The following is a 26,133-nucleotide window of genomic DNA, read 5'->3' as shown; positions in this document are numbered from 1 at the left end:
AACTGGCGCCGAGCATAGCACCGGCCGGAGGCGGAGGGAAATCGATTGTTGTAATCGCAGGGCGGCGGCCCATCGGTCAAACCGATGGGGTCAATCCCCAAAGCTGATCCCCTGGGCCAGGGGCAGCTCCTTCGACCAGTTGAGGGTGTTGGTCTGCCGGCGCATGTAAGCTTTCCAGCTGTCGGAACCCGACTCGCGCCCGCCCCCGGTGTTTTTCTCGCCGCCGAAGGCGCCGCCGATCTCGGCGCCCGAGGTGCCGATGTTGACGTTGGCGATGCCGCAGTCGCTGCCGGCGTGGGCGAGAAACGCCTCGGATTCGCGCAGGTCGCTGGTGAATATGGCGCTGCTCAGGCCCTGGGGCACGGCGTTGTGCAGGGCGATGGCCTCCTCGAGGTTCGCGGCTTTCATCAGGTAGAGAATCGGCGCGAAGGTCTCCTCGCTGACCAGGGGCATCGCCCCCGTCGCCTCGGCCAGGCAGGGGGTGACGTAGGTGCCGGCGTCGTAGGGTTCCCCCTTGAGCACCTCGCCGCCGTAGATCACCCTGCCCCCCTGTTTTTTCAGCTCCTTGAGCGCCTTCTGCATCTTGTCCACCGCCTCGATGTCGATCAGCGGCCCCATCAGCACCCCCTCTTCCAGGGGATTGCCGATCCGCACCTGCCGGTAGGCGGCGGTGAGCCGCTCCACCAGCACATCGTAGATCTGCTCGTGAACGATCAGCCGCCGCGTGCTGGTGCAGCGCTGTCCCGCCGTGCCGACGGCGCCGAACAGGATGGCGCGCACCGCCAGCTCGAGATCGGCGCTGGGCATGACGATGATGCCGTTGTTGCCCCCCAGTTCAAGGATGGCGCGCCCCAGGCGGCGCCCCACCACCTGGCCGATCCGGCGCCCCATGGCGACGCTGCCGGTGGCCGAAATCAGCGGCAGCCGCGGATCGTTGATCATCCGCTCGCCGATGTCCTCGCGGTCGCCGATCAGCAGGCTGAAGATCCCCTCGGGCAGGCCGTTGGCCTCGAGCACCCGGCCGATCAGCTGGCTGAGGGCGATGGCGGTCAGCGGCACCTTGTGGGAGGGTTTCCAGATGACCGTGTCGCCGGCCACCAGGGCGATCATGGCGTTCCAGCCGAGCACCGCCACCGGAAAGTTGAAGGCGGTGATCACCCCGATCGGCCCCAGCGGGTGCCACTGTTCGTACATGCGGTGCCCGGGGCGCTCGCTGTGCATGGTCAGCCCGTAGAGCATCCGCGATTGCCCCACCGCCATGTCGCAGACGTCGATCACCTCCTGCACCTCGCCCTCGCCCTCGGCGAGCAGCTTGCCGTTCTCCACGGTGACCAGCGCGCCCAGCTCTTTTTTGCGGCGGCGCAGCTCCTCGCCGATCTGGCGCACCACCTCGCCGCGCTTGGGTGCGGGCACCTGGCGCCAGAACAGGAAGGCCTCGCGGGCCTGCTCGATCACCTTTTCGTAGTCTTCGGCCCGGCCCTTGCGCACCGTGCCCAACAGGCGGCCGTCGATGGGCGAATGGGATTCGAGCAGCTCATCGCCGCATTTGAGCCATTTTTTTCCGGTGAAGGCGCAGGAGTTGACCTTTTCGATGCCCAGCTGCTTCAGGATATCTCGCATGGTTGACCTCTTGGCACGGGGAAAGGCAATCGATCAGAGCCATTATACCACCGGCCCGGCCGCCGAAGGTGCCACAGCGCCCCGCCTGGCAGCCGGTTACCAGAAAAGATTCCAGCGCCCCTTGATCTCGCTGGAATAAAAACCGAACTCCTTGTGCCGGGAAAGCTCGAGGCTGAGCCCCTGGTTGGCCGCGAAACGATAGTTTTGCTCGAGCTGCACGCCGAGGTAGCGGTGCGCATCGCCCAGCTCGAACCAGAGCTGGCGGCCCCGCAGGTGGGTCTTCCAGGCCGTGCCGGGGGTCCACAGCAGCCCGAGCGACCCGCCCAGCCCCAGGGCGTGGCCGTGATCGAACCGGCCGCCGGCCTGCAGGTCGGTTTCGCCCAGCAGGTAGACCATGGCCCGCTCGCTGCCGAAGGTGAAGCCGCCGCCGGGATTGAGGCGATAGGCGAGATGATCGTCGCCGCCGGCAAAGGTTTTCTGGAAAAAGCCGGTTTCCACCTTCCAGGAGACGGGGCGGAAAAAGCGATGGCGGGGTGAAAGCGAAACGATACTGACCAGGTCGAGGGCGTGCAGTTCCAGCTTGGCCCGGCGCGGGTAGTAGCGCAGCACCAGGTTGGTGAAGTCGATCTGCGAGCCGGCCAGGTACCCCTGGTCGGCGTCGAGCAGGTTGTGGTAGGCAGGCCGCAGGGCCAGCTCGGCGAAGCCATGCTGTTTCCACCAGCCGGCGCCCACCCCGAGGCGGTTGGAACCGTGGCCGCGGTCCGGACGCACCGGTTCGCTGATGACCGGCGCCTGCGAGGCGAGCCCCAGGCGGCTGCGGGCGGAGAGAAGGTCGCGGTAGCGGCGCCGGTATTCCTCCTGGCCGATCTGCTTGCGGAGATAGTCGAACTCGACCTTTTCCGCCACCAGGTCGAGGATGCGGATCCGGCCGTCGTTGTCGAGTTCGGCCGCGGCCAGCGCATCCGGGGACCGCGCCCCGTCGAGCAGCTGCTGGGCCAAATCCCGCTCCACGGCGTCCATCTGCCCGTTGATGTGGGCGATGCGGGTGGCCTTGGAGGGGCGATAGGCGGAACCGGCGACCAGGCCGTGCTTTTCGATGATGCGCACCGTGTCGATGGGGATCACCCAGGGGCGCGCGGCCTCGGTCAGGCGCAGCTGGGGGCGGGCCGCCTCGAGCAGAAAAAGCAGCTGGTAGGCGCAGTTCTCGTCGAAGAAGTAGTAATCGGAGTAGATCTCGCGCAGCTCCCAGATGTGGCGCAGCATGCGCAGGGTCTCCTCGCGGCTCAGGTTCAGCTCGTATTCCCAGACGTCGCGCCGTTCGAGGTCGTTGTATTCGCGCACCTTCTGGGAATAGGGGAGCACCGAATAGTAGCCCCGGTAGAGGCCGAAAATCCCCTTGACGGCATAGGCGAAGCCGTTGGTTTCGTCGGTGAAGGCGCTGTAGTTGACGGCGTAGGAGAGCAGCTTGCTGCGGTAGGGGCCCTGGATGTTGATCAGGGTATGGCCGAACATGGAGGCCGGGCTGTTGTTGTGGGTCCCCGGAAAGATCAGCTCGGCGGAATGGGGGTCGATCTTCTCCAGGGCCTGGTCCCACTCCCGGCACTCCACCGGCGGAAGCTGAGCGCTGTCGATCTCCAGTTGTGCGCTGAGCCAGGCGAAACGGGCCGGGAAGCGGCAGCGGGCATGGCGGTCGGGCGTGGGACCGGGCGTTTCGAAAAAGGCCGCGAGGGTCGCCTCGAGTTCGGCCGCGGGGTCCTTCTGGCCATCGGGGGCGAAGAAAAAAGCCGGATCGTCGATCAGGCTGTGCGCCCCCCTCCAGGTCGGCAGGTAGTGCAGCAGCACCTGCCAATAGCGCTGCGCGGCGAGGCTTTGCGCCGCCGCCCGCTGCTGCAGCCGGCCCAGATAAGTCCCCTCCGCCGCCGCGGGCGCAGCGGCGGCCGCCCCCAGGCACAAAAAGGCGAGGCCCAGGAGCAGCAGCCTCCCGGACCTCGCCAGCGGGATGGTCGGTTTGTGGGAAACCCGCTCCGTCACTAACCGGCGATCTTGGCGATGCGGATCAGCACGGTGCCGGGAGTTTCGTCACCGGTGGCGAAGATCTCATCGAAATTCTGCTGCAGGGAGGCGTTGAACACCACCCTTTGCCCTTGGGGAACCGCCATCAGCTCGGCCAGGGTATCGAGGGACTCGCCCGAACCCCGGGCGATGTCGCGGGCCAGGTTGTCCAGGTTGCCGGCGGCGAATTCGAAGAGCTTGTCGCTCTGCGCCAGGCTCTCGGGCTGATCGCAGCCGAGGGTGCCCGAGGTGATGCCGAAAGTCTGGTTGCCGAAGGTGCCGTTGGTGGTGGCCTGCAGCGACTGGGACAGGATCGAACCGTCCGCCTTGTCGCCCCAGAGCACCGTGCCGAGCCCGCAGCCGGTATTCTTGGCGGCCTGACCGGCAAATGCCGAGCCGGCGACGACCAGGGCCAGGGCAGAAGTCAAAAACAGTATTTTTTTCATGAAGGCCTCTCCTTTTTGGCTAAGTGAACTCCATGAAATTATTGAACACCATGAATGGCCCCCGGTCAAGCCAGCGAAGGGTTATTGCCAGGTGGATCGCCCGGTCTCGGCGGCCATCGCCGGCTTGATGTCCAGCAGGGGGGTGCCGTCCAGGCAGTCGAGGCCGCGCACCAGGATGCCGCTCCCGTCGAGCTCTTCGATCCGCAGCACCGCGGCCCCGATGGGATTGGGGCGATGCGGGGTACGCAGGGCGAAGACGCCCGCCGGCTCGCCGGTCCTTCGCGAGGCCTGCCGCAGGTTGCCGCGGTTCACGGCCTCGAACCAGTAGAGGATCAGGATCTGCTGGCCCGGGGCCAGGCCCTCGAGGCCCGCGGCAAAGGGCGGGTCGATTGCCAGCCGGCAGAGCGGCCCTCCCGGTTCGATGTTGCGCGGGCAGTCGTCAAGAGACCGGTAGGGGGTTTGGATACGACCGATGTAGCTGAGCTGGGCTTCCATGACAGGTCATTCCTTTGCAATGAGATATCCGGCCTTGGGTGATTCGCATGCCGGTCCATTCCGGCAGGGCGATATTGACAATCCGGCCCGCAGAATTAATATTACTTCATTCTCAGCGAATTGCCGAGTCGCCGGCAGCGCTCAAAGGAGAGCTCATGATGGCCAAGATCTCAACTGGATGGGGGTATCGTCTCTGGATTTTTCTGCTCTGCCTGCCCCTGGCCGCCTGCGGGGGAGGCGGAGGCGGCGGAGGCGGCGGGGGACCGGCGGACTACTTCCCCTTCGCCCAGGGCAACACCTGGAGCTTCGCTGGAACCATCGAGGAGGTAGACCCCGAACTCGGCACCTCGAGCGCCTCCTTCGCCAACCAGGCAACCATCAGCGGGACCACCCCCATTCAGGGGCTGGACGTCTCGATCTTCCGGGAAACCAACCCCTTCAATGGCGGCGTGGTTGAAGAGATGCTGCTGTTCAAGGATGCCGAAGGGGTCGTGAACTTCGGCAACACCGATCCCCTGGACACCCTGACCCCGCAGCTGGTCCCCTATGACCTGATCCGTTTTCCCCTGACGGCCGGCTCGTCCTTCCAGCAGCTGCAACTCAGCGGGCTCAATTTGGGGGAGGATCTGGACGGCGACGGCACGGCCGAAACCGCCGATGTCGACTCCCTGGTCAGGCTCGTCGGGTTCGAGGCGGTGAGCGTGCCGGCGGGCAATTTCGCCGACTGCGCCAGGGTCGAGACCGATACGACGATCACCGCCATTCTTTCCAGCGATGGTTCGCGGTTCCCGGCGAACCAGTTGTTGACCCTCTGGCTGGCCCCCGGGGTGGGCTGGGTGCAGCGGGTCACGGTCATCACCGCCGACACCCCGTTGGGAGTCTTTCGGCAGACCGTCACCGAACGATTGAGCAGTTTCACGCTAAGCAACTAATTGGCCTCGCCGGCTGGCTCCGGCGCAGCCTTGCCGACGGGGTTCCACTCGATGGTCACCTTGCGCTTTCCCCAGCGACGGGCGGCCTTGAGGTTTTCCCCCATGTAGACATCGATGTGCCTCTTCCAGCGCGGGGCCATCCGGTCCATCACCTCATACTCCCCCTCCAGTCCGCGGATGCGAACCCTGGTCCCCCGGGTCAGCCCCAGTTCGAGCAGGTCCTCGGAGACCGCGATAGCCTTCATACCCGGGACCAGCACATCGCCCCAGGCAGTGCGGTTGCCGACTTTGCGGGCGGGGTCGGTCGACGAGACATAGGCGGTGGCGGTCACCTTGAGGGTTCTGGCCTGCTGCCCGATGACCGGCGCGGGAAAAGCCAGCAGGGCGACCAGCAGCACCAGCACCGGGGCGATCCTTGCCCAGAGGAGAAATGACGACATCACCCCTCCAGCCGGTACAGGGTGTCGTCGTGGGCCGGGGGGGCGTATTTGCGCCGCAACCCCTTTATCCCCTCCTTGCCGAAGGGATTTTCCGCATCGAACACATCGCCGAGCTGCTCTTCGATCGCCTCCGGGTCCTCCCCGGCCTCCAGGCGGCGCATCGCCTCCTCCATCCCCTCCCCCAGGTTCATCCCGGTAACCTCGGAAAAGCGGCGCATGAACCTTGCCATCTGCCGGGGGTCCTCCTCGTCGAGGCTCCCCATCTCCCCGGCGAGGGCCATCATCGCCCGCTCCATCTGCGCCTCGTCCAGGTCGGGCATCCCCTCCACGGGCTCCTCGGAGCGCCCCTTGAAGATGGCGAACAGCGAGACCTGCCGCTCGAGCTCGGGAAGCCCGCACTTGGGACAGGCGGGCCGTTTTTCCGTATTCACGCGGCTGGAGATGAAATTGAAGATGGTGTGGCAGTCGCCGCAGTAGAATTCGTAAACCGGCATCGGTGGTGTTCCTCCCTGAGATTGATCCGGGACGAGGCCCGGCCGCGGAATATTCTAGCGGATTTCCTGGCCCTTTTTCAGCATGGAAAATTCCGCCACCACCGGCAGGTGGTCGGCGCCGCCGGAGCGCTGGACGGTGCCGGCGCTGCGGACGAGCAGCAGGTCGTTGTAGAAGATGTGGTCGATGCGCACCATGGGCGGCACCTGGCAGGCCACCACCCGGCAGGAGCCGTAGGCCGGAAAAGTGAAGCCGAATCCGCGGCCCGCCTCCCAGTGGGCGTTTTTCAGGGAACCGGTGATCAGCCGGTAGGTCTCGGTGCGCTCCGAGGTGTTGAAATCCCCGGCCAGGATCACCGGGCCGGCAGCGTTCGCCAGGCCCTCGGCCAGCAGGGAGGCGATCTGGGAATGGCGCCTGGTCCAGTCGCCGCTGCGCAGAAAATGCGAGTTGTAAAGGGTCAACTCCCCCTGGGGAGTGACCACCACCACCTCGAGAGTTTTCCCCTTGCCCGGCAAAGCGCGGTACGCCGGCAGGGGATAGCGGCTGAACACCGCCTGCAGCAGCCGGGGGTCGTAGACCTCGTGCAGAGCCTGGCCGGGGTAGAGCTCCTCAAGGTATCCGCGCAGCACGGGGTAGCGTTCCGGGGTCAGCTCCTGCAGCAGCAGGATGTCCGGTCTTTCTTCGGCGACCACCGCGGCGATCTCCTGGAGGTGGGGATTGTGCGACCAGACATTGTAGCTCATGACCTTGAAGGTGGGACCCTTCGCCTCGGCCCGATTGCCCGCAGGAAGAAACAGCGGGGCATAGACGATCCCGACATACAGCACCGGCACCAGCAGAAACGCCGACAGCCAGCGGCGCCCGGCCACCAGGGCTGCGGCAAGAGCCGGCAGCAGGGGGACCAGCAGCCAGGGGGTGAAGTAATCGACCAGGCGCACCGGGGCGAAGCGGCTGCCGGTGAACCAGCGCAGCACCAGCACCGCGATCACCCCCAGGGCCAGCAGCCACAGGGCGCTCCGGAACAGCAGCTTGAGGGCGGTGAGGGTTCTGCCGGCCATGGCGCCAATCAGTAGTCGATGCCGGGTTGGGGTTCGATGTTCTTGCGGTAGGCGTGCTTGATCTCACGCACCTCGCTGACCGTGTCGGCCAGCTCGATCACCTCGGGGTGGGCGTCGCGCCCGGTGAGGACCAGGTGCAGCAGCGACGGCTTGCCCTTCACCAGCTCCAGCACCTGCTCCAGGTCGACCAGGCGCAGCTTGAGGGCGTTGTTGAGCTCGTCGAGCACCAGCAGGTCGAAGCGCCCCGAGGCCATCTTTTCGCGGGCCAGATCGAGGGCGTCCTGGGCGTTGGCGCGGTGCTCGTTCTTCGAGTAGGGGTTGCCCTGCAGGCCGCAGAACCCCTTGCCGGTGGCGTAGTGCTCCAGGCCGCAGTCAAGCATCTTCAGCCCGTCCCACTCCCCCGAGTAGAGGTCGCCCTTCATGAACTGGATGATGCAGACCTTCATGCCGTGGCCGCAGGCGCGCAGCACCATCCCCATGGCCGAGGTGGTCTTGCCCTTGCCGTGGCCGGTGATGACCACGGTCAGCCCCCGGCGCTCCTTGGGCTGGTAGTGGTCGATACGCTCGGGGGCGCTGCCGCGCTTGCGCCAGGTTTCCTGTGGTTTTTCTTCGGTCATTGAGTGCTCTTTCTTCTTTGAAGTTTTTCGGTTTGCGGCCAGGCTTCGGCCACCTCCGATCCGTCGGATCGGTCGGATCGGACCGATCGGTTTGATTAAAGGCGGCCGGGGCCCCACCTTTAGCCGCCCCCTGCCGGCAGTCCTAAACCATCTTCCGATACCGCCCCCCGACCTCGGCCAGGGTGCGGGTGATCTGCCCCAGTGAGGCGTGGCGGACGGTCTCGAGCAGTTCGCCGAAGACGTTGCCCCCCTCGAGGGCGACCTTTTTCAGCCGGGCCAGGGCCTCGGGAGCGTCCTCGGCGTGGCGCTCGCGGAAATCCCTGAGCCGTGCCAGTTGCCGCTCCCAGTCGGCCGGGTCGGGACGGACCACCTCGGCCACGGGGGGATAGCGGTCGGGGTGCCCCTCGGGGAGTTCGTGCATATTGTAGCCGATGATCCGGCGGCGCGGCCCCTGCGGGTCGTCTTTTCCGCTGCGGCGCCGCTCGCGCTCGTATTTGGCGCTGTTCTCGGCGATGCAGCGGCGCTGGTAGCCCTGCTCGGTGGCCGGCCCGACCCCGCCGAGCTGGTCGATGCGCTCGAACTCCTGCAGCACCTGCTCCTGCACCTCGCGCAGCAGGGTGCGAAAGGCGTAGGAGCCGGAGAGCAGGTTCTGGATGAGGAACCCCTCGGCCTCCTCGCGCAGGTAGTTGGGGATCATCGTCGCCTGGCGCACCCACTTCTCGCCCGGGGTGGTCATCGGCTCATCGGCCGAGTCGACGTGCAGCGAGTTGCTGTTGGCGAGCATCCCCAGCAGGGCGTGATAGGTCAGCCGCACCGGGTTGAGGGTGTCCCACTCCTCGGCCTGCAGGGCCCGCCCCGAGGTCTGGGTGTGGAACTTGAATTTCTGGGCCGCCTCGCCGCCGCGGTAGACCTCGCGCAGGGCGATCGCCCAGATTTTGCGGCAGACCGCGCCATAGGCGAGCCACTCGGCCTCGTGGGAGACCTTGAAGAAGAACGACAGGCTCGGGGCGAAGTCGTCCACCGCCATCCCCCGGGCGCGGAAGTTCTCGACGTAGGTGAAGCCGTTGGCCAGGGTGAAGGCGAGCTCCTGCACCGGGCTGGCGCCGGCCTCGCCGATATGATAACCGGAAATGCTCAGCGAGTAGAACTTTTTCACCTCGTGGTCGATGAACCACTGCTGCACGTCGCCGAGCAGCCTGACGGCGAAGTCGGGCTGGAAGATGCTCTCGTTCTGCGCCTGCACCTCCTTGAGGATGTCGGCCTGCACCGTGCCGCGCAGGCTGTGCCGCAGCTGCCGGTCGAGATCCCGGGCCTCCTCGGCGCTCAGCGCCCGGCCACGCTCGGCCTCGAGCCGTTCGCGCTCGATCGCGCCGGCGGCGACGAAGTACATGGCGAGCAGCACCGGGGCCGGCCCGTTGATGGTCATCGAGGTGCTGATCTCGGGGATCTGGAACCCCTCGAGAACCAGTTTCATGTCCTCCCAGGTGTCGATGGCCACGCCCCCCTCGCCGATCTTGCCGAGACTCGCCGGGTCGTCGTCGCTGTCGGCGCCGTAGAGGGTGATGCCGTCGAAGGCGATGGAGAGCCTCGGCTTGGCCACCCCGCGGGCCAGGTAGTGCAGGCGCTGGTTGGTCTGCTCGGGGCCGCGCAGCCCGGCGAACTGGCGGGTGGTCTCGCCGGCGCTGGCCGGCCGGTAGGGGTGGATGCCGGTGGCGAAGGGGAAGCAGCCGGGAAGCCCCTCCTCGAGCAGGAAACGCAGCGCCTCGGCGCGGTCCTCGGGGTTGGGCAGGGCCACCCGCGGCAGCTGCAGGCCGTTGGGGGTTTCCACATGCGGCTCCATGCCGCAGCGGCCGGCGGCCTGCAGCGAGAGCTGCCGCCACCGCTCGGGCCACTCACGCAGCAGCCGGGCGCAGGCCGGATCGAGGCGCTGCAGATCGCCGGGGTCGCGGCGCACCAACTCGATCTGCTCCCTGGCCCAGCGGTCGTAGTCGCGGACCTGCTCGGCGATCTCGGCCAGGTAGGCGCGGCGCCGGTGGGGGACCAGCAGGCTGTGGCGGGCGTAGCGGAAGATGTCCCGCTCGGCGGGGCCCTCCGCCGCCGGCCAGCCGAGGCGCCGGCAGAGGACGGCGAACAGCCGGTCGAGGCCCGGGTCACGGGCCGCCTTGGCGGTGGCGGGGAACAGGGCAGCGGGCTTCCCCTGCTCCTGCAGCACCGAGCGCATCTCGGCGAAGGCCGACTCGGCCCCCTCCAGGTCGGCCTTGTTCAGCACCACCAGGTCGGCGTCGCGCAGCAGCTGGTCCTTCTGCAGCTGCAGGCCGCTGCCGTACTCGCGGGTCTTCAGGTAGACCAGCAGGTCGGCCTGCAGGGCCGCCAGGTCGAGGCCGGTCTGGCCGGTGCCCGGCGTTTCGACGATCACCAGGTCGAAGCGCGCCGCGCGCAGCACCTGCAGCAGGTGCGGCAGGGCCGGGCTCAGGGGCGCGTAGGCGCTGCCGGTGGCGACGCTGCGCAGCCAGACGCGCCCGTCGTAGATGTGGTTCATGCGCACCCGGTCGGCGAGAAAGGCGGTGGCCGCCTGGCCCGAGCGGGTGGTGGGGTCGTTGGCGAGAATGGCGATTTTCTTTTGGGGGAAGGTTTCGAGAAAGCGCCCCACCAGCTCGTCGATCAGCGTGCTCTTGCCGCTGCCGCCGTCGCCGGCCAGGGCGAGCACCCGGGAAGGGGAGTCCGCGGCCTGCTCCAGCCACCCGCCGTAGGGGCCCAGGGCCGCCTCGCCCCCCCGCTCGGCGAGGCTCAGCAGGCGGGTCAGCTCGGCGGCCGGCGGCATCGCGCCGGGCCAGCCATCGGGGTCGGGACTCGCCGCCGGCTCTCCGGCCCGCCCGGCGATCCGCTCGAGCAGGTCTTCGGCGATGGCGTCCAGGGCCCAGCCGGGACCGTAGATCTTGGCCACGCCAGCCTCTTCGAGGGTCGCCGCGTCCTCGGGCAGGATGGTGCCGCCCCCGCCGCCGAAGACCTGGGTGCGCGCCATCCCCAATTCGGCCAGGCGCCTGACCAGGTAGGGGAAGAACTGCAGGTGGCCGCCGTTGTAGGAGCTGATCGCCACCGCGTCGACATCCTCCTGCAGCGCCGCCGCGGCGATCTGCTCGCCGGTCATGTTGAAGCCGAGGTAGACCACCTCCAGCGGCCGCGCCCCGACCAGCAGAGCCCGGTTGAGCGCCAGCACCGAGGCGTCGTGGCCGTCGAAGGCCGCCACCCCGGTCAGGATGCGAATGGGCCGCCCGTTCATGCGAATCTCCTGGATCCTGGTTTCAGACTCCAGTATACCCGCTTCCCCGGCGAAAGGGCGCTGCCCCGGCAATTGGCTTTACGGGGGGTGCCGGGAAAAGAGAAAGGGGGCCGCGGCCCCCTTTCTCTCATGCTGACTGGCTCTTGTCGATGGGCAGCACCTTGCGGCACTCGGGGAACCCGGAACACCCCCAGAAGATGGTGCCGGCGTTTTTCCCCTCGGTCACCCGCCGCCGGATCATCTCGGCGCCGCAGGCCGGGCAGCGCGGCCTGTGCTCCTGTGGCGATCCCGCCGGGGTCGCGGCGACCCTTGCCGCCACCCGCGGCGTTTCCGCCCGGGTTTCGGCGGGAGCCGGCCGGGGGTGGCGGCGGCCATTTTCGAAGCCCCAGTCCTCCGGCTCGTCTTCCCACCCCGCGGAGACCCGCCCCAGCGTCCATTCGTCCTCGGCCGGGAGCGCTCCCCCGGCAAACGCGGCGCCGGGCTGCAGCAGCGGCTTGAGCCGCCCCTTGAGTTCCTCCACCGCGTAGGCACCCTGGGCCGGCACCCGCACCAGGGGGACTCCCGCCTGCTCCAGAGCCAGGGCCACCAGGGCATCGCGGCCTTCCCGGGTGCCGCCGAAGCGGCCCGACTTGTCCAACTCCACAACCGCCGCCGGGGACAGCTCATCCCTGCGGCAGATCACGAAGTCGACCCTTTCGCCGTCGATGGCCTGCTGGGCTTTCTGGCGTCGGCCTCCCCGCAACTGGCTGCGCACTCCGACCAGGTCGGCCAGGCGCACCAGGCACAGCACCCGGTAGCCCCCACCCAGAGCCTGCTCCAAAGCCCCGAGCAGGACCCGCTCGGCCTCGCCCAACAATGGCGAGACAGCTTCATATACGGGACGCGCCGCGCTGCGTCTGGCGATCAGCCGCCCCAGCAGCAACAGTCCCAGGGCCACCAGAACCACCAACATCCCCAGCAGCATCAGGTCATAATTCTCCGCCATAACCGACTCATTCCTCCTCTGACATCCTGGTCTTCGACCTGGCCGGATTATCCTTCAAAAAGACCTTCGATTTCAACTTGAACCATGCTCCGATCATCCCGGCGCCAATGGATTTTTTCCATTTTTTTGTTGTCAATCCCGATTGAGAAGGATATTTTAATGACATGCAACTCAGCATCTTCGGTCTTGGCCGGTAAGGCGGAGCGATGCACCTTCGCCGGGCCGGGACCGCTTTCCGGGTATTGTCAAATCAGCCAGCAGAGAAGTTTCCCGATGCCGACGCCTTCCGGCAATCTCGACCGACCCCAATCCCTTGCCTCCAAGGGGGAACCCCTTCGCGCCCTGTTTGAATCTTTAGGCGACCCGCCTCTCGCCCTGCTCGCCCCCGACGGACGGATGTTGCTGTGCAATGCCGGCGCCCGGCGCCTGTTCGGCATCTCGCCCGATGAGCCCGAAGGGCTGCCCCTGGCTGCGCTTCTGGCCGACCCTGACCCCACCATCCCCATGGCCAACCAAGCCCTGCAGGACACGACGGAATTGGGTTTCCTTGAGACAAGCTGCCTGTGCCGGCGCCGGGACGGATCGACCTTCCGCGCCCGCCTGGAGCTTAGGGCACTGCGCCCTGCGGCAGGAAAGCTGGAAGGGTTTTCCCTGCGGGTGCGCCCGGGCAACCGGGACCAGGACGAAGCCGGAAGGGCCCAGCGGATCGGCAGGCTTTACCGGGTCTTGAGCGAAATCAATCAGCTGGTGGTGGAGGTGCGCGACCGCGAGGAGCTGCTCCAGCAGGCCTGCCGCCTGAGCGTGGAGCAGGGCCTGTTCGCCATGACCTGGATCGGCCTGGCCGACCACGGCGCCCGCAAGGTGCGCCCGGTGGCCTGCCACGGCATGGATCATGCCTACCTGAGCGCCTTCAGCGCCGTGGTTAACCGCACCGCCGAGGGGCGCAAGCTCTCCTGGAACGCCATCCGCAAGGGGGCACATTTCGTCTGCAACGATATTTTCGCCGATCCCCGCATGGCCCCGATCCACGCCGAGGCGCGCCGCCTCGGTTACCGAGCCTCGGCGATTTTCCCAATCCACTCCCAGGGACGGGTGGTCGGGACGCTGTGCATCTTCTCCACCGAAACAGGTTTTTTCGACGCCGAGGAGGTGGGGCTGCTGGAAAAGCTCGCCGCCAACCTCTCCTTTGCCCTGGAAAAGATGGACCAGGAGCGCCAGCGCATGTCGACCCTGTCGGCGCTGCGCGAGAGCGAGGAGCGCTTTCGCGCCACCTTCGAGCAGGCGGCCGTCGGCCTTGCCCACGTCTCCCCGGATGGCCACTGGCTGCGGGTCAACCAACGGCTGTGCGAGATCGTCGGCTACCAGGAGCAGGAGCTGCTCGAGCTGACCTTCCAGGAAATCACCCACTCCGAGGACCTGGATGCCGATCTGGCCAGCGTCCAGCAGATGCTCGCCGGAGAGATCACCACCTACTCCATGGACAAGCGCTTCATCCGCAAAAGCGGCGAACCGATCTGGATCGAACTGACCGTCGCCCTGGTGCGCGAGCTGCAGGGGGAACCCAAGTACTTCATCAAGGTGGTGGAGGATATTTCCGAACGCAAACGGGCCGAGGAGGCATTGCGCAAACGGGCCGAGGAGATGACCATTCTCAACCGGCTCAACAGCCGGGTCAGCAACAGCCTGGCCCCGACCAGGGTGATCGAGGCGGCGCTCGACGACATCCTCGAGTCGCTGCAGCCCGACCTGGCGCTGTTTTACCTGCTGGAGAACGACCAGCTGGTGCTGCAGCAGGACCGCACTTCCCGGCTCAGCTTCGCCCGCGAGGAGGCGGCGGTGAAGCAGATCGGCAACTGCCTCTGCGGTCTGGCCGCCAGGGGGAAAAAGCCGATTTTTTCCCACGACATCCGCCTGGACAGCCGCTGCACCCTCGAGGAATGCAAGCAGGCCGGGGTGCGCTCCTTCGCCGCCCTGCCCCTGGTCAGCGCCGGAAGCCTGCTCGGGGTACTCAGCATCGGCTGGGTCAATCGGGTCAATTTCTCCGATCAGGCGGTGTTTCTCGAAACCCTGGCCAGCCAGACCGCCATCGGCCTGCACAACGCCCTGCTCCACGACCGGGTCCGCAGGCACGCCGCCGACCTGGAGCAGCAGGTCAGCACGCGAACCGCCGAACTCCAGGAAAGCCGCCAGGCCCTGATCGCCGTCATCCACGACCTGAACCGCAAAACCGGGGAACTGGCCGAGGCCAACCGGCGGCTCAAGGAGGTGGACCGGCTCAAATCGCTGTTCATCGCCTCGATGAGCCACGAGCTGCGCACCCCGCTCAATTCGATCATCGGCTTCTCCAGCATCCTGCTCGACGAGTGGGCCGGCCCCCTCAACGAGGAGCAGAAGGAGAACCTCTCCAGCGTGCTGCGTTCGGGGCGCCACCTGCTGGCCCTGATCAACGACGTCATCGACGTCTCCAAGATCGAAGCCGGCCAGCTCGACATTCAATACCAGCGATTCAACCTGCAGGAGGTCATCGACGAGGCAGTGGAAGCGCTGAGCGCCGAAACCGCTGCCAAGGGCTTGCGCCTGGAGGTCGAGTCGGTCTCTCTGGAGATGTTCGGCGATCGGGTGCGGCTGCTGCAATGCCTGCTCAACCTGCTGAGCAACGCCGTAAAATATACCAACAAAGGGTTCGTGCGGATCGCCGCCACCCCGCTGCACGATGCGGGGAAGGTGGAAATCGCCGTGGAGGACAGCGGCGTCGGTATCCGCGAGCAGGACCGCAGCCTGCTGCTCGAGCCCTTTACCCGCCTCGACTCGCCGCTGAAGAAGCGGGTCCCCGGCACCGGCCTGGGCCTCTACCTGACCCGTAAGCTGGCGACCGAGGTGTTGCTGGGGAGCTTCGATTTCACCAGCACAGAGGGGCAGGGAAGCCGATTCACGCTCAGGGTTCCAATATCCGCGGAGGGGGCATGAAGCAAGTACTGGTCATCGAGGACAACCCGGAGAACCTGCGGCTGATCAGCTACGCGCTGAAACGGGGGGGATACGGGATCGTCTCCGCCGAAACCGGCGAAGAGGGGATCGAGCTGGTGGCCAGCACCCGACCCGAGTTCATCATCGTCGATATCAGCCTGCCGGGGATCGACGGCCTGGAGGTCACCCGGCGCATCCGCCGCGGGGAAGCCGAGGGGCGAATCCCGATCATCGCCATCACCTCTCTGGCCATGGCCGGCGACCGGGAACGGGTGCTGGAGGCCGGCTGCGACGGCTATTTCGAAAAGCCCATCGACCCACTGACGATCATGGAGCGCATCCACCGGATCACCGGAGCGCAGCGATGAGCCGCAAACTGGCCCTGGTGGTCGACGACAACGCCGATGACCGCCGCCTGCTCAAACACTACCTCGAGCAGCGCGGCTACGCTACCCTGCAGGCCGGCAACGGCGAGGCCGCGCTCGAGGCGGCCCAGGCCTCGCCCCCCGACCTGATCGTCTCCGACGCCCTGATGCCGGACATGGACGGATTTCAACTGCTGCGCCGGGTCCGCCACTCCTCCCGCCTGAAACTGACCCCGTTCATCTTCTACTCGGCGGTCTACACCGGCCAGCGCGACCAGGAACTGGCCCTGTCGCTGGGGGCGGACGCCTTCATCGTCAAGCCCAAGGAGCCCGAGGCCTTCTGGCGTGAACTCGACGCCGCCCTCGCCCGCAACCACGCCGCCCGCCGGGCGGCCGCCGAAGAGCTCCCCGACGAGGAATCGTTCCTGCGCAAGTACAGCGCCATCGTCGCCCGCAAGGTGGAGGAGAAGGTCGCGGAGCTGAAACGGACCCAGGCAGAACTTGAGCTGGGCGAGCGCAAGTACCGCAACATCTTCAACAGCATCACCGACGTCATCCTGGTCTCCGATTTCACCCGCCGGGTGATCGACGCCAACCGTCCCGCCCTGGACACCCTGTTCGGCTATTCCCTCGAGGAGGTGCGGGGGACCAGCGCGCAGCGATTCTACGCCGAGGAAGCTGATTTCGAGGCGGTGGGCTGTTTCTTCATCGAGGCGAGCTGCCCCCGGGAGCCGCTGGAGGTGCTCGGCCTGCGCAAGGACGGCTCCACCTTCGCCGCGGAGGTCAGGGGACTGCGGCTGAGCGACGAGAGCGGCCAGGAACTGGCGGATATCACCATCTGGAGAGACATCAGCGAGCGGCGCCGGACCGCCCAGGAACTGCGCCAGGCCCTTGCCGCCGCCAAGGAGTCACGGGAGCAGATCGACGCCATTTTGCGTTCGGTGGCCGACGGGCTGCTGGTAACCGACGGGGAAAACCGCCTGATCATGATGAACCGGCCCGCCGAGGACCTGCTCGGGGTCAGCATGGAGGAAGCCTTCCAGAAGCCGATCGGCACGGTCATCCGGCAAAGCGCCCTGCAGCAGCACCTGGCCGTGCTCAGCGGCACCAGCGGGGAAACCCTGCTCGACCTCGAGCTGACGGACAAAAGCCGGGGCGAGATCCGCATCATCCAGGCCCACACGGCGCCGGTGCAAAGCAGAAGCGCGGGGAAAACCGGGGTCATCACCATCCTGCGCGACGTCACCAGGGACCGGGAAATCACCCGGCTGAAGAGCGAGTTCATCTCCATCGCCGCCCACGAGTTGCGCACCCCCCTGGCCTCGGTGATGGGTTTTGCCGAACTGCTGCTGGTCCAGGGCGAGGCCCTGGACGCGGAGCAGCGCAGGGAGTTTCAAAACTACATCTTCGAAAAGGCCTGCGTGTTGGAGAAGATCATCGACGACCTGCTCGACCTCAGCCGCATCGAGTCGGGGCGACCTTTGCAACTGGAAAAAGCCCCCTGCGATCTGCGCCGAACCATCGAGGGCCTGGTCGGTCAGTACCGCAAGGAATCCGCCAGGCACCGGTTCGAGTTGCAGTTGGCCGAGGGCCCCGCCGTATTGGATCTGGATCAGGGGAAGATCGTGCAGGTTCTGGAAAATCTGCTGAGCAATGCGGTGAAATACTCCCCCCGGGGGGGATCTATCCAAGTCACGGGGGCGCCACTGGAGCACCATTACCAGGTGCGGATCGCGGACCAGGGGGTCGGCATGACCCCCGAGCAGCTGGAGCGGGTGTTCGACAAGTTCTACCGGGCCGACACCTCGGACACGGCGGTTCCCGGACTGGGCCTGGGGATGAGCATCGTCAAGGTCATCATCGAGGACCACGGCGGAGACATTCGCGTGGAGAGCCAGCCGGGGCTGGGGACCCAGGTGACCTTCAGGCTTCCCCTGGGGGACAACGGCAGTCGCGGCCCGGGCTAGATCCCCGCCGCCTGGCGGGCCCTGGCCAGGGCATCCTCGACGCGGATATGAATCGGTCCGCTGAGGATGGACGGGGGCAGCTCGCTGCCGAATTCGATAGTGCCGCTCTGCCAGCTGAGGGCTTCGGCCAGGGCGATGACCACCAGCTGCGACAGGGCGGTCTCCAGAGCCTTCTTTTCAAACACCTTCTCCGCCAACAGGTCGTAGGTGAAGCGCACCCCTCGTCTTCGGCTCTCCTCGACCAGCCCCTGCATCCGCACCAGGTCGAGGCAGCCGATATCGGCCAGAAACTCGCCGAAGCGTTCGCCGGCCAGGGTGGAAGTTACGAAAACTACGCCCCCCTGCTGAAAATAGAAACGTTTCTCGACCCCGTCGCGCAAGATCCGCAGGACCCCGGTCTTGCCCAGGGTCTCCGCGCCGGAGACTATCTCGGCCAGCGATAGCAGGCTCAGATCCCCACGGATATGACTCACCTCTTCTCCCTCCTCGAAAGGTTCCCTCGAACCATCAGCGATCCGGAGCAAGCCCCGGACCATTTCTGGGCAGCCGAGACGGGCCGGACAATCCCTTTCCCTGGCACGGGCCGTGATGGGGCAAGCTCAGGCCGCGGCGCCCGGCAGTTCCTCGAGGCTGACCCGATTGCGCCCCTGGCGCTTGGACTGGTAGAGGGCGCGGTCGGCGGCGTCGATCATCTCGGCCTTGCCCTTGATGGGCATCCCGGGGACGAAACTGGTGATGCCGATGCTGACCGTGACCCGGATGGTTTCGCCCTCGGCCAGGACCTCGTTCTGCTCGATCCCCCGCCGCAGGCGCTCGGCCATCACCCGCGCCCCCTTGATGTCGGTTTCGGGCAGCACCACGGCGAACTCCTCCCCGCCGTAGCGGGCAGCGATGTCCGCGGTGCGCATGAACTTGCCGATCATGGCCCCCATGGTCTTGAGGACGATGTCGCCACGGGGATGGCCGTAGGTGTCGTTGATCTTCTTGAAATGGTCGATATCGAAGAGCACCAGCGAAAAGGGGCGCTCGTAGCGCACCGCCCGGCTCAGCTCCTTGTCCATCAGCTCCTGGAAATAGCGGTGGTTGAACAGCCCGGTCAGACCGTCTTTGAAAGCCATCTCGCGCAGCTTCTCGTTGGCCTCCATGACCTCCTGGGCGAGCCGTTCGGCCTTTTCCTTGGCCTGCTTGTATTCCATCACCAGCTGCTCGTAGGAGAGGTTGAGCTTGCCCAGTTCCTCGTTGGCCTCCTGGAGGATCTGGGAGAAGGGGCGCATGTCGCCCGGGTCGATCTCGAAGGAGGAGAGGATCTCGACGCTTTTTTCGGCGACGCTGTCGATGAGCTTCTCGATCTGTTCGCCGCCGATCTTGTAGCGATCGCCGAGCAGCGCCTTGATCTGCTGGATCTTGCCGGCGCTGTGCGAGCCGTGATAGACCGAGGAGATCTTGTCGGCCAGCAGCAGGATGTCGGCCTGCACCCGCAGGGCCGCAGGGACTTCGCCGCACTGGTGGTGGCAGGCCACCGGGGCGTGAATGGTTTCGGGCAGCCCCCAGGCCCGCAGCAGCTCCGCCCCCAGCTGCTGGTGGTCGAAGCCGAACACCCCCTGCTCCACTTCGCAGGTCGCGACGCTGCCGGCCTGCTTTTTCTCGAGTACCTTCAGGTACAGGGCGGGGCGGCTGAAATACATGACGGCGATGCCGATGTCCTGCAGCAGCCCGGTGACGAAGGTATCGTCATTCTTGCGCCGGATCAGCCCGGCGACCAGCTCGGCGGCGACCGCGGCGGTGATCGCCCGCTTCCAGAAGAAATCGAAATCGAAGCCCCCTTCCCCTTTGCCGCGCAGCTGTTTGGCGATGACGAAGGAGAGGGCGATGTTCTTCAGCACCTCCACCCCCAGCACGCTGAGGGCCTTTTCGATGCTGGTCACCTCGAAGCTCAGGGCATAGAAGGAGGAGTTGGACACCTTGAGGATTTTCGCGGTCAGGGCGGGGTCGGCGGAAATGATGCGAGCCAGCTCACCGAAGCTGGAATCGCCCTTCTTGACCGCGTCAAGGATCCGCACGGCGATCGCCGGCGGGGACGGCAGTTTGACATTGTCCTTGAGAAGTTCCTGGATGGCATTCATGCTCGATTTACCTGCCCCCGCCCCTGGCGGTATCTGCTATAAAGGAATGAAATGGTCAATCCGGTTTCCGGTCATTTGGCCGGATCCCGCCCTGGTGGATTTCGACCACCAGCTGTTCCACCAGCGGCAGGATGCGCCGGGTGATCTCCGCAACCCCCGCGGCGTTGGGGTGGATGCCGTCAGGCTGATTGAAGGCGGGATTACCGGCAACCCCGGCCAGGAAAAACGGGTAAAAGGCGACCTGGTGGCGTTCGGCCAGCCTGGGAAATACGGCGTTGAAGGACTTCTCGTAACCGGCACCCAGCGAACGGGGCGCGCGCATGCCGGCCAGCAGCACCCGCACCTGACGTTTCTCTAATGCAACAAGAATGCCGTCGAGATTTTGCTCCACGGATTCCGGATCGATCCCCCGCAGGGCGTCGTTGCCTCCCAGCTCGAGCAGCACCAGGTCGGGCTCTGCCGCCAGGGTCCAGTCGAGCCGGGCCAGGCCGCCGGCGGTGGTGTCGCCGGAAACCCCGGCATTGAGCACCTCGACCGCATGGCCCCGCTCACACAGCGCCTTTTCCAGGCGAGCGGGGAAGGCCTCGGCGGGATCCAGCCCGTAGCCGGCGCTGAGGCTGTCGCCGAGCACGGCGATGCGCACCCTGGGCGTCCCCGGCGACGCCTGGGAGTCGGCAGAACCCACCGTGGGGCACAGGGCCAGGCAAAGTGCCAGGGCCAGCGGCCAGAGACGCCCCCCAAATGTAACAACGCGCTGCAGTTGCCGCCGGAGATCGGTAACCAAGAGGAAACCCGCCATGATGAACGACCCGCTGGTAAGGATTAATGATCTGCATCTGAGTTTAGTCGGAGGCGGCGGCAGGGTCAACATCCTGCGTGGCCTCGACCTTTGCGTCACCGCCGGCGAAACCCTGGCGGTGGTCGGCCCATCCGGGGCGGGCAAGACCACCCTGCTGATGGTCATGGCCGGGCTGGAGCGGCCCACCGCCGGCACGGTGCAGGTCGCCGGCAAGGATTTGGGGCGCCTCGACGAGGATGGCCTGGCCCGCTTTCGCCGCGAGCACGTGGGGATCGTCTTTCAGGCCTTCCACCTGGTCCCGACCATGACCGCCCTGGAAAACACCGCCCTGCCCCTCGAGTTCGCCGGCGACCCCGCCGGCCGCGAGCGGGCCGAGGCGGCCCTGCGGGCCGTCGGGCTCGCCGAGCGCCTGCACCACTACCCCGCCGAACTCTCCGGCGGCGAACAGCAGCGGGTGGCGCTGGCCCGGGCCTTCGTCGCCGGGCCGTCCCTGCTGCTGGCCGACGAGCCGACCGGCAACCTCGACCACGAAACCGGCCGCCGGATCATCGACCTGCTGTTCAGCCTGCAGAGCGAATTCGGCACCACCCTGGTGCTGGTCACCCACGATGCCGAGCTGGCCGGCCGCTGCGGGCGCCGGGTGCAGATGGCCGACGGCCGGCTGCAGGCCGAGGTCGATGGAGGCCCGGGATGATGCGCCTGGCCGAACTGGCGCTGGCCGCCCGCCTGGCCCGCCGGGAGATGCGCAGCGGACTGCGCGGCTTCGGGGTGTTTCTGGCCTGCCTGTTCCTCGGCGTGTTCGCGGTGAGCGCGGTCGGCTCTTTCTCCGGCGCGGCCCGGCGGGGCCTGTCCGCCGACGCCCGATCGCTGCTCGGCGGCGACCTCGAGGTGCGCCTGGTCCACCGCGAGCTCGGCGAGCAGCAGCGGGCCTTTCTCGAGCAGCGCGGCGAGCTGTCCACGGTCGTCGAAATGCGCACCATGGCCCGCAGGGCCGACGAAGAGGCCCGGGCCCTGGTGGAATTGAAGGGGGTCGACGGAGCCTACCCCTTCTACGGCACAGCGCAGCTCGCCCCCCAGCAGCCGCTCGCCGAGGCGTTGGCCATGGCGGACGGCGAATACGGCGCGGCGGTGGACCGCTCGCTGCTCGAGCGCCTCGGCCTGCAGCTCGGCCAGGGGCTCCGGGTCGGCCAAACCACCTTCCGGCTGCGGGCGGTGCTCGAACGCGAACCGGATCGCTCCATCCAGGGCTTCACCCTCGGTCCCCGCCTGCTGGTGGACGCCCGCAGCCTGCCGGCGACTGGCCTGGTCACCCCCGGCAGCCTGATCACCTACGCCTACCGGCTGAAGCTCTACGGCAAAACGCTGGCCGACCAGGCAACCGTCGGCGCCCTGATCGAGGAACTCAACGCCCGTTTTCCCGACGCCGGGTGGCGGCTGCGCGGTTTTTCCCAGGCGGCGCCCCGGGTCCGCTATTTTCTCGAGCGCATGACCACCAACCTCACCCTGGTCGCCCTGTGCGCCCTGCTGGTGGGGGGGCTCGGGGTCGCCGGGGCGGTGCGCGGGTATCTCGGCGGCAAGGTGCTGCACATCGCCGCCATGAAATGCCTGGGCGCCCCCGGCCGGGTGATCTTCGCCGCCTACCTGCTGCAGATGCTGGTCCTGGGGCTCATGGGCTCCGGCGCCGGCCTGGCCGCCGGGGCGGCGCTCCCCTTCGCGGCCGCGGCCGCCTTCGGGGAGGCGCTGCCTATCCCCCTGGCGCCGCGGCTGGAACCGGCGGTGCTGGCCGTGGCGGCCGGCTTCGGCCTGCTGGTCGCCCTGACCTTTTCCCTGCGCGATCTGGGCAGCGCCCGGCGGGTGCCGCCGGCCCTGCTGTTCCGCAGCGCCGCGGCGGGCGCCCCGCCGGCTCCGGGCAAGGCGGTCAACCTGGCGGTTGCCGTCAGCGGATCCCTGCTGGCCCTGCTGGCGGTGGCGGTCAGCGGTGACCGGCGCCTGGCCCTCTGGTTCGTCGCCGGCGCCGCCCTCTGCTTCGCCCTGTTCTGGTTGCTGGCCCGAGCAGTGGTGGTGGCGGCCCGCCGCGCCCCGCGCAGCGCCAACCCGAGCCTGCGCCTGGCGCTGGCCGGCATTCACCGCCCCGGCGCACCGGCCCCCAAAGCGGTCTTTTCCCTGGGGCTGGGGCTGACCGCCCTGGCCACGGTGGCGCTGGTCGAGGGGAATCTCGGCGCCCTGGTGCGCGAATCGATCCCCGCCGAAGCCCCTGCCTTTTTCTTCATCGACATCCAGCCCGACCAGGCGGCCGAGTTCGACCGCCTGGTCGCCTCTCTCCCCGCGGTGACGCGCAGCGAACGGGTCCCCACCCTGCGCGGCCGCATCACCGCCATCGCCGGGGTGCCGGTGGAGCGGGCCGTCATCCGCCCCGAGGTCTCCTGGGCGGTGCGCGGCGACCGCTACCTCACCTACGCCGCCCGTCCGCCGGTCAACGGCAAGGTGACCGCCGGGGCCTGGTGGCCCGAGACCTATGCCGGCCCACCGCGGGTCTCGCTGACCGCCGACGTGGCCGAAGGCTTCGGGGTGGGGATCGGCGACACCCTGACGGTGAACGTCCTCGGCCGCGAGGTCACCGCCGAGATCGCCAACCTGCGCACCGTCGACTGGTCGAGCCTCGAGCTGAACTTCGCCCTGGTCTTCGCCCCCGGCACCCTGGAGGCGGCGCCCCAGACCCACATCGCCACGGTCTACGCCCCGGCCCCGGCGGAGGAGGCGGTCTTTAAGGAAGTCGGTCGCCGCTTTCCCAACGTCTCGGCGATCCGTGTCAAGGAGGTGCTGCAGAACGTCTCGCGCATCCTCGAGCGGATCGGCGGCAGCTTCCGCGCCATGGCGGCGCTGGTTCTGCTGAGCGGCTTCCTGGTGCTCGCCGGGGCGGTCTCCGCCGACCAGCACCGGCGCCTCTACGACGCAGTGGTCTTCAAGGTCTGCGGCGCCACCCGCCGCGACATCCTGCTGGCCTTCGGCGCCGAGTTCCTGCTGGTGGGGCTGGCCGCCGGGTTGCTCAGCGCCCTGGTCGGCTCGTTGGCGGCCTGGGGCGTGGTGGCCGGGCTCATGAACGCCGAGTTCACCTGGCAGCCCCTGACCGTGGCCCTGACCCTGCTGACAGGGCTCGCCCTGACCCTGCTGTTCGGCCTGCTCGGCACCGCCCGGGTGCTGACCCGCAAGGCGGCCCCTTACCTGCGCAACGAATGACCGGGCTTGAGCCGGACGAGCGAAGGGGTATACTTGAATGTCAGCCGAACCCCCTTTCTGGGGTTCGGCAGCCAGGTTTTTCCCACCCCCACTATCAGGAGCCAGCCCCCATGAACCGACGCGGATCGCGGCATCTCTTGACCCTGCTCAGCCTGGCGGCGGTCCTGTTCCTGGCCACTGCAGGGTGCATGACACGAAGCACCCACAAGGCGAGCAGCGTGGTGCAGTTTCTCTACCCCCAAAAAGCCGAGCCGGTGGAAGTTCCCCAGGTTCCCACCCTGGCCCTGCCCCTGACGGTGGGTATCGCCTTCGTTCCCTCGACGGCGGCGCAGACCGGCCTGCACCTGAGCGAAAAAGACAAACTGGAGCTGATGAAAAAGATCAGCGCCGAGTTCACCCAGTACCCCTTTGTCAAAGGGATCGAAATGATCCCCTCGGCCTACCTGAGGCCTGAAGGGAGCTTTGACAACCTCAACCAGATCCGCACCATGTACGGCACCGAGGTGATCGCCCTGCTCTCCTACGACCAGGTCCAGCACACCGACGAGGGACTGCTCTCGCTGAGCTACTGGACCCTGGTCGGTGCCTACCTGGTCAGGGGCGAGAAAAACGACACCAGCACCATGCTCGATGCGGCGGTGTACGACATTCCCAGCCGCAAGCTGCTGTTCCGGGCGCCCGGGCTCAGCCAGATCACCGGCAAGGCCACCCCGGTGAACCTCAGCGAGCAGCTGCGCCTCGACTCCAGAGCGGGGTTCGACCGGGCGGCCGAGGACCTGGTGGTCAATCTCAGAGAGCAGCTGGTGCAATTCCAGGAGACAGTCCGCAGCCGCCCCGAAGAGGTCCGCATCGTCCACCAGCCCGGCTACCGGGGCGGAGGGGCCGCCGGGGTGCTGCTGCTGGCTCTGGCGGCGCTGCTCGGGGGCAGCCGCCGGGCCGGCCGCCGGGGAGAATCCCATTGAGTCGAAGGCTTCCCGCCTGGACCCTGCTGCTGGTGGCTGCGGCCTCTCTGAGTTACCTGGTGCCGGGCCTGGCCGAGGTCCTGGTGTTCGACCGCCATGCGATCGGCCAAGGCGAGCTCTGGCGGCTGCTTTCCGGGCACCTGGTGCACTTTTCGGCGAGTCACCTGCTGCTGGACCTGGCGGTGGTCGCCCTGGCTGGGGCCGCGATTGAACGGGGCCCACGCTGCGCAGCCGGGGCGTTGTATACCGGCTCCGCCCTGGCGATCAGCCTGGCCCTGCTGGTGCTGCAGCCACAGATGGCCTTTTACGGGGGGCTTTCGGGAATCGCCACGGCGCAGATCGCCTTCCTTGCCTGGCTCGGTCTGGGCGCGGCGGGCCCCAGGCACTGGCTCTGCCTGGGCTGCCTCGGGGCCCTGGCGCTCCAGGTGATCGGGGACTTTTTCAGCGGGGGGTCCTGGCTGCAGCTGCTGGGTGATCAGCCATTTGCACCAGCCCCCCTGGCCCATGGCGCCGGAGCGCTGAGTGGAACAATCCTGGCCTGGCGGGCCAGGCGGCAGAGGCCTGCCCGCTCCGCGGCCGACCCCGCCCGCTGCCTGCCCGAAATCATTCAAACTAAACCGTCGCCGGATCAAGACACTGGCTGAACCGGTTGGCAAAGTGCTAAGATGTCCTCCGGCCCAATGGCAACCTTCCCATCCAGCAGGGAATCAGCGAAGCAGAAAAAGGCGAGTCACCCGATGTCCGAAAACCAACCGAAAGAAAAAGGGCTGATGGGGAGCATCTTCATCACCTACTTCGTGCTGATCCTGCACGCCGTGTTGATCATCCTGCTGGGACTGGCAGTGGTATTTTTCCGCGGGGTGGTCGAGTACATGGTCTGGATCGTCCTGGGAGGTCTGCTGCTGGTGGGGCTTTCGGGGTTCCTGTTTTTCCGGCGGCTGCGCCAGACCAACCGTAGCCTGCGCGACGTCATCAACGATCCGGCCTTCAAGGGGCGCTCGCTCGAGATCAGCTTTCTCGGCGGCCTGGCCTCGGTCCGGGTCGGCAGCCCCGGCAACGGCCACCCTGCCCTGGAGCGAGACATTTCACAGGAGGTTCATCAGCTGGAAGATCCGGAAACGCTGCGGGTGCGCGACCTGGACCGGGTCGCCCGGATGTTGGAGAGCAACCTGATCACCCAGCAGGAGTTCGAACAACTCAAGCGTGAGATCATGCAGCGCGGCAACCAGCGAACCCTCACCATCGACGCCAGGCCTCCTCTCCATTGAGCCTCCCGCCCTACCAGGTCAATATTTT

The 26,133-nt window shown here is 67.1% G+C and carries 22 protein-coding genes; 9 read left to right on the top strand and 13 right to left on the bottom strand.

The features are described from left to right. Positions 1 to 90: 90 nt before the first annotated feature. The 4 genes from amaB to DESUT3_RS02575 form a co-directional block, all read right to left on the bottom strand. Positions 91 to 1,620: an L-piperidine-6-carboxylate dehydrogenase gene (amaB, locus tag DESUT3_RS02590; protein ID WP_221250913.1), complete on the bottom strand. Its 1,530-nt coding sequence runs from the start codon at positions 1,618 to 1,620 to the stop codon at positions 91 to 93. A 96-nt stretch (positions 1,621 to 1,716) separates the two neighbouring features. Continuing rightward, positions 1,717 to 3,651, bottom strand: coding sequence for an Lnb N-terminal periplasmic domain-containing protein (locus DESUT3_RS02585; RefSeq protein ID WP_221250912.1), 1,935 nt, complete (start codon positions 3,649 to 3,651; stop codon positions 1,717 to 1,719). Next, positions 3,651 to 4,118 (bottom strand): DUF3015 family protein, encoded by a 468-nt coding sequence (locus DESUT3_RS02580; RefSeq protein ID WP_221250911.1) that lies wholly within the window; start codon positions 4,116 to 4,118, stop codon positions 3,651 to 3,653. The genes DESUT3_RS02585 and DESUT3_RS02580 overlap by 1 nt, the downstream gene beginning before the upstream one ends. 81 nt (positions 4,119 to 4,199) lie before the next feature. Continuing rightward, positions 4,200 to 4,613, bottom strand: coding sequence for an SAM-dependent methyltransferase (locus tag DESUT3_RS02575; RefSeq protein WP_221250910.1), 414 nt, complete (start codon positions 4,611 to 4,613; stop codon positions 4,200 to 4,202). A 155-nt stretch (positions 4,614 to 4,768) separates the two neighbouring features. On the opposite strand from DESUT3_RS02575, the gene DESUT3_RS02570 reads away from it, so the two are divergent. After that, positions 4,769 to 5,545: a hypothetical protein gene (locus DESUT3_RS02570; RefSeq protein ID WP_221250909.1), complete on the top strand. Its 777-nt coding sequence runs from the start codon at positions 4,769 to 4,771 to the stop codon at positions 5,543 to 5,545. Here DESUT3_RS02570 and DESUT3_RS02565 read toward each other — a convergent pair. From DESUT3_RS02565 to DESUT3_RS21085, 6 genes are all read right to left on the bottom strand, one after another. After that, a complete protein-coding gene (locus tag DESUT3_RS02565) occupies positions 5,542 to 5,985 on the bottom strand; it encodes a 3D domain-containing protein (protein ID WP_221250908.1) in 444 nt (147 codons plus the stop codon). The two genes, DESUT3_RS02570 and DESUT3_RS02565, sit on opposite strands and share 4 nt — an antisense overlap. Further along, entirely contained in the window at positions 5,985 to 6,479 is a 495-nt protein-coding gene (locus DESUT3_RS02560; protein WP_221250907.1) for an FmdB family zinc ribbon protein, read from the bottom strand. The genes DESUT3_RS02565 and DESUT3_RS02560 overlap by 1 nt, the downstream gene beginning before the upstream one ends. A 54-nt stretch (positions 6,480 to 6,533) precedes the next feature. Further along, on the bottom strand, positions 6,534 to 7,535 hold the full coding sequence (locus DESUT3_RS02555) for an endonuclease/exonuclease/phosphatase family protein (protein WP_221250906.1): 1,002 nt from the start codon (positions 7,533 to 7,535) through the stop codon (positions 6,534 to 6,536). 8 nt (positions 7,536 to 7,543) lie between these two features. Continuing rightward, positions 7,544 to 8,152: a cob(I)yrinic acid a,c-diamide adenosyltransferase gene (gene cobO / locus DESUT3_RS02550; protein ID WP_221250905.1), complete on the bottom strand. Its 609-nt coding sequence runs from the start codon at positions 8,150 to 8,152 to the stop codon at positions 7,544 to 7,546. Between the two features lie 142 nt (positions 8,153 to 8,294). Next, a complete protein-coding gene (locus tag DESUT3_RS02545; RefSeq protein ID WP_221250904.1) occupies positions 8,295 to 11,432 on the bottom strand; it encodes a methylmalonyl-CoA mutase family protein in 3,138 nt (1,045 codons plus the stop codon). Between the two features lie 127 nt (positions 11,433 to 11,559). Then, a complete protein-coding gene (locus DESUT3_RS21085) occupies positions 11,560 to 12,417 on the bottom strand; it encodes a DUF2726 domain-containing protein (protein ID WP_221250903.1) in 858 nt (285 codons plus the stop codon). 273 nt (positions 12,418 to 12,690) lie between these two features. On the opposite strand from DESUT3_RS21085, the gene DESUT3_RS02535 reads away from it, so the two are divergent. From DESUT3_RS02535 to DESUT3_RS02525, 3 genes are read left to right on the top strand one after another with little or no spacing between them, the layout of a single operon-like run. Further along, positions 12,691 to 15,384: a GAF domain-containing sensor histidine kinase gene (locus tag DESUT3_RS02535; RefSeq protein WP_221250902.1), complete on the top strand. Its 2,694-nt coding sequence runs from the start codon at positions 12,691 to 12,693 to the stop codon at positions 15,382 to 15,384. Then, complete coding sequence (locus DESUT3_RS02530) at positions 15,381 to 15,752, top strand: response regulator (protein ID WP_221250901.1); 372 nt, start codon at positions 15,381 to 15,383, stop codon at positions 15,750 to 15,752. The genes DESUT3_RS02535 and DESUT3_RS02530 overlap by 4 nt, the downstream gene beginning before the upstream one ends. Next, on the top strand, positions 15,749 to 17,716 hold the full coding sequence (locus tag DESUT3_RS02525) for an ATP-binding protein (RefSeq protein WP_221250900.1): 1,968 nt from the start codon (positions 15,749 to 15,751) through the stop codon (positions 17,714 to 17,716). Before DESUT3_RS02530 ends, DESUT3_RS02525 begins: the two co-directional genes overlap by 4 nt. Here the strand turns inward: DESUT3_RS02525 and DESUT3_RS02520 are convergent. The 3 genes from DESUT3_RS02520 to DESUT3_RS02510 all read right to left on the bottom strand — a co-directional run bounded on the left by DESUT3_RS02520 (position 17,713) and on the right by DESUT3_RS02510 (position 20,623). Next, positions 17,713 to 18,189 carry a DUF4388 domain-containing protein gene (locus DESUT3_RS02520; RefSeq protein WP_221250899.1) on the bottom strand — a complete coding sequence of 159 codons (477 nt, stop codon included), beginning with the start codon at positions 18,187 to 18,189 and terminating at the stop codon, positions 17,713 to 17,715. The genes DESUT3_RS02525 and DESUT3_RS02520 overlap by 4 nt on opposite strands. Positions 18,190 to 18,315: 126 nt before the next feature. Then, on the bottom strand, positions 18,316 to 19,839 hold the full coding sequence (locus tag DESUT3_RS02515) for a sensor domain-containing diguanylate cyclase (RefSeq protein ID WP_221250898.1): 1,524 nt from the start codon (positions 19,837 to 19,839) through the stop codon (positions 18,316 to 18,318). A gap of 55 nt (positions 19,840 to 19,894) precedes the next feature. Next, positions 19,895 to 20,623 (bottom strand): arylesterase, encoded by a 729-nt coding sequence (locus DESUT3_RS02510; protein ID WP_221250897.1) that lies wholly within the window; start codon positions 20,621 to 20,623, stop codon positions 19,895 to 19,897. A gap of 16 nt (positions 20,624 to 20,639) precedes the next feature. On the opposite strand from DESUT3_RS02510, the gene DESUT3_RS02505 reads away from it, so the two are divergent. The 5 genes from DESUT3_RS02505 (at position 20,640) to DESUT3_RS02485 (ending at position 26,105) form a co-directional block, all read left to right on the top strand. Next, positions 20,640 to 21,332, top strand: coding sequence for an ABC transporter ATP-binding protein (locus DESUT3_RS02505; protein ID WP_221252444.1), 693 nt, complete (start codon positions 20,640 to 20,642; stop codon positions 21,330 to 21,332). Further along, positions 21,329 to 23,875: an ABC transporter permease gene (locus DESUT3_RS02500; protein WP_221250896.1), complete on the top strand. Its 2,547-nt coding sequence runs from the start codon at positions 21,329 to 21,331 to the stop codon at positions 23,873 to 23,875. The genes DESUT3_RS02505 and DESUT3_RS02500 overlap by 4 nt, the downstream gene beginning before the upstream one ends. A gap of 110 nt (positions 23,876 to 23,985) precedes the next feature. After that, positions 23,986 to 24,837 carry a rhombotarget lipoprotein gene (rhlP, locus tag DESUT3_RS02495; protein WP_221250895.1) on the top strand — a complete coding sequence of 284 codons (852 nt, stop codon included), beginning with the start codon at positions 23,986 to 23,988 and terminating at the stop codon, positions 24,835 to 24,837. Beyond that, complete coding sequence (gene rrtA / locus DESUT3_RS02490; protein ID WP_221250894.1) at positions 24,834 to 25,481, top strand: rhombosortase; 648 nt, start codon at positions 24,834 to 24,836, stop codon at positions 25,479 to 25,481. The genes rhlP and rrtA overlap by 4 nt, the downstream gene beginning before the upstream one ends. A gap of 93 nt (positions 25,482 to 25,574) precedes the next feature. Continuing rightward, positions 25,575 to 26,105: a hypothetical protein gene (locus DESUT3_RS02485; protein WP_221250893.1), complete on the top strand. Its 531-nt coding sequence runs from the start codon at positions 25,575 to 25,577 to the stop codon at positions 26,103 to 26,105. Positions 26,106 to 26,133: the final 28 nt, after the last annotated feature.

The organism is Desulfuromonas versatilis (assembly GCF_019704135.1).
GTDB lineage: Bacteria > Desulfobacterota > Desulfuromonadia > Desulfuromonadales > NIT-T3 > Desulfuromonas_A > Desulfuromonas_A versatilis.
This window is presented reverse-complemented; position numbering and strand designations above follow the sequence as displayed.

Bases quoted from the DNA above. Each gene is read 5' to 3' on its own strand.
- amaB (WP_221250913.1), bottom strand. From the start codon at position 1,620: ATGCGAGATATCCTGAAGCAGCTGGGCATCGAAAAGGTCAACTCCTGC.
- DESUT3_RS02580 (WP_221250911.1), bottom strand. From the start codon at position 4,118: ATGAAAAAAATACTGTTTTTGACTTCTGCCCTGGCCCTGGTCGTCGCC.
- DESUT3_RS02575 (WP_221250910.1), bottom strand. From the start codon at position 4,613: ATGGAAGCCCAGCTCAGCTACATCGGTCGTATCCAAACCCCCTACCGG.
- DESUT3_RS02570 (WP_221250909.1), top strand. From the start codon at position 4,769: ATGATGGCCAAGATCTCAACTGGATGGGGGTATCGTCTCTGGATTTTT.
- DESUT3_RS02565 (WP_221250908.1), bottom strand. From the start codon at position 5,985: ATGTCGTCATTTCTCCTCTGGGCAAGGATCGCCCCGGTGCTGGTGCTG.
- DESUT3_RS02560 (WP_221250907.1), bottom strand. From the start codon at position 6,479: ATGCCGGTTTACGAATTCTACTGCGGCGACTGCCACACCATCTTCAAT.
- DESUT3_RS02555 (WP_221250906.1), bottom strand. From the start codon at position 7,535: ATGGCCGGCAGAACCCTCACCGCCCTCAAGCTGCTGTTCCGGAGCGCC.
- cobO (WP_221250905.1), bottom strand. From the start codon at position 8,152: ATGACCGAAGAAAAACCACAGGAAACCTGGCGCAAGCGCGGCAGCGCC.
- DESUT3_RS02545 (WP_221250904.1), bottom strand. From the start codon at position 11,432: ATGAACGGGCGGCCCATTCGCATCCTGACCGGGGTGGCGGCCTTCGAC.
- DESUT3_RS21085 (WP_221250903.1), bottom strand. From the start codon at position 12,417: ATGGCGGAGAATTATGACCTGATGCTGCTGGGGATGTTGGTGGTTCTG.
- DESUT3_RS02535 (WP_221250902.1), top strand. From the start codon at position 12,691: ATGCCGACGCCTTCCGGCAATCTCGACCGACCCCAATCCCTTGCCTCC.
- DESUT3_RS02530 (WP_221250901.1), top strand. From the start codon at position 15,381: ATGAAGCAAGTACTGGTCATCGAGGACAACCCGGAGAACCTGCGGCTG.
- DESUT3_RS02525 (WP_221250900.1), top strand. From the start codon at position 15,749: ATGAGCCGCAAACTGGCCCTGGTGGTCGACGACAACGCCGATGACCGC.
- DESUT3_RS02515 (WP_221250898.1), bottom strand. From the start codon at position 19,839: ATGAATGCCATCCAGGAACTTCTCAAGGACAATGTCAAACTGCCGTCC.
- DESUT3_RS02505 (WP_221252444.1), top strand. From the start codon at position 20,640: ATGAACGACCCGCTGGTAAGGATTAATGATCTGCATCTGAGTTTAGTC.
- DESUT3_RS02500 (WP_221250896.1), top strand. From the start codon at position 21,329: ATGATGCGCCTGGCCGAACTGGCGCTGGCCGCCCGCCTGGCCCGCCGG.
- rhlP (WP_221250895.1), top strand. From the start codon at position 23,986: ATGAACCGACGCGGATCGCGGCATCTCTTGACCCTGCTCAGCCTGGCG.
- DESUT3_RS02485 (WP_221250893.1), top strand. From the start codon at position 25,575: ATGTCCGAAAACCAACCGAAAGAAAAAGGGCTGATGGGGAGCATCTTC.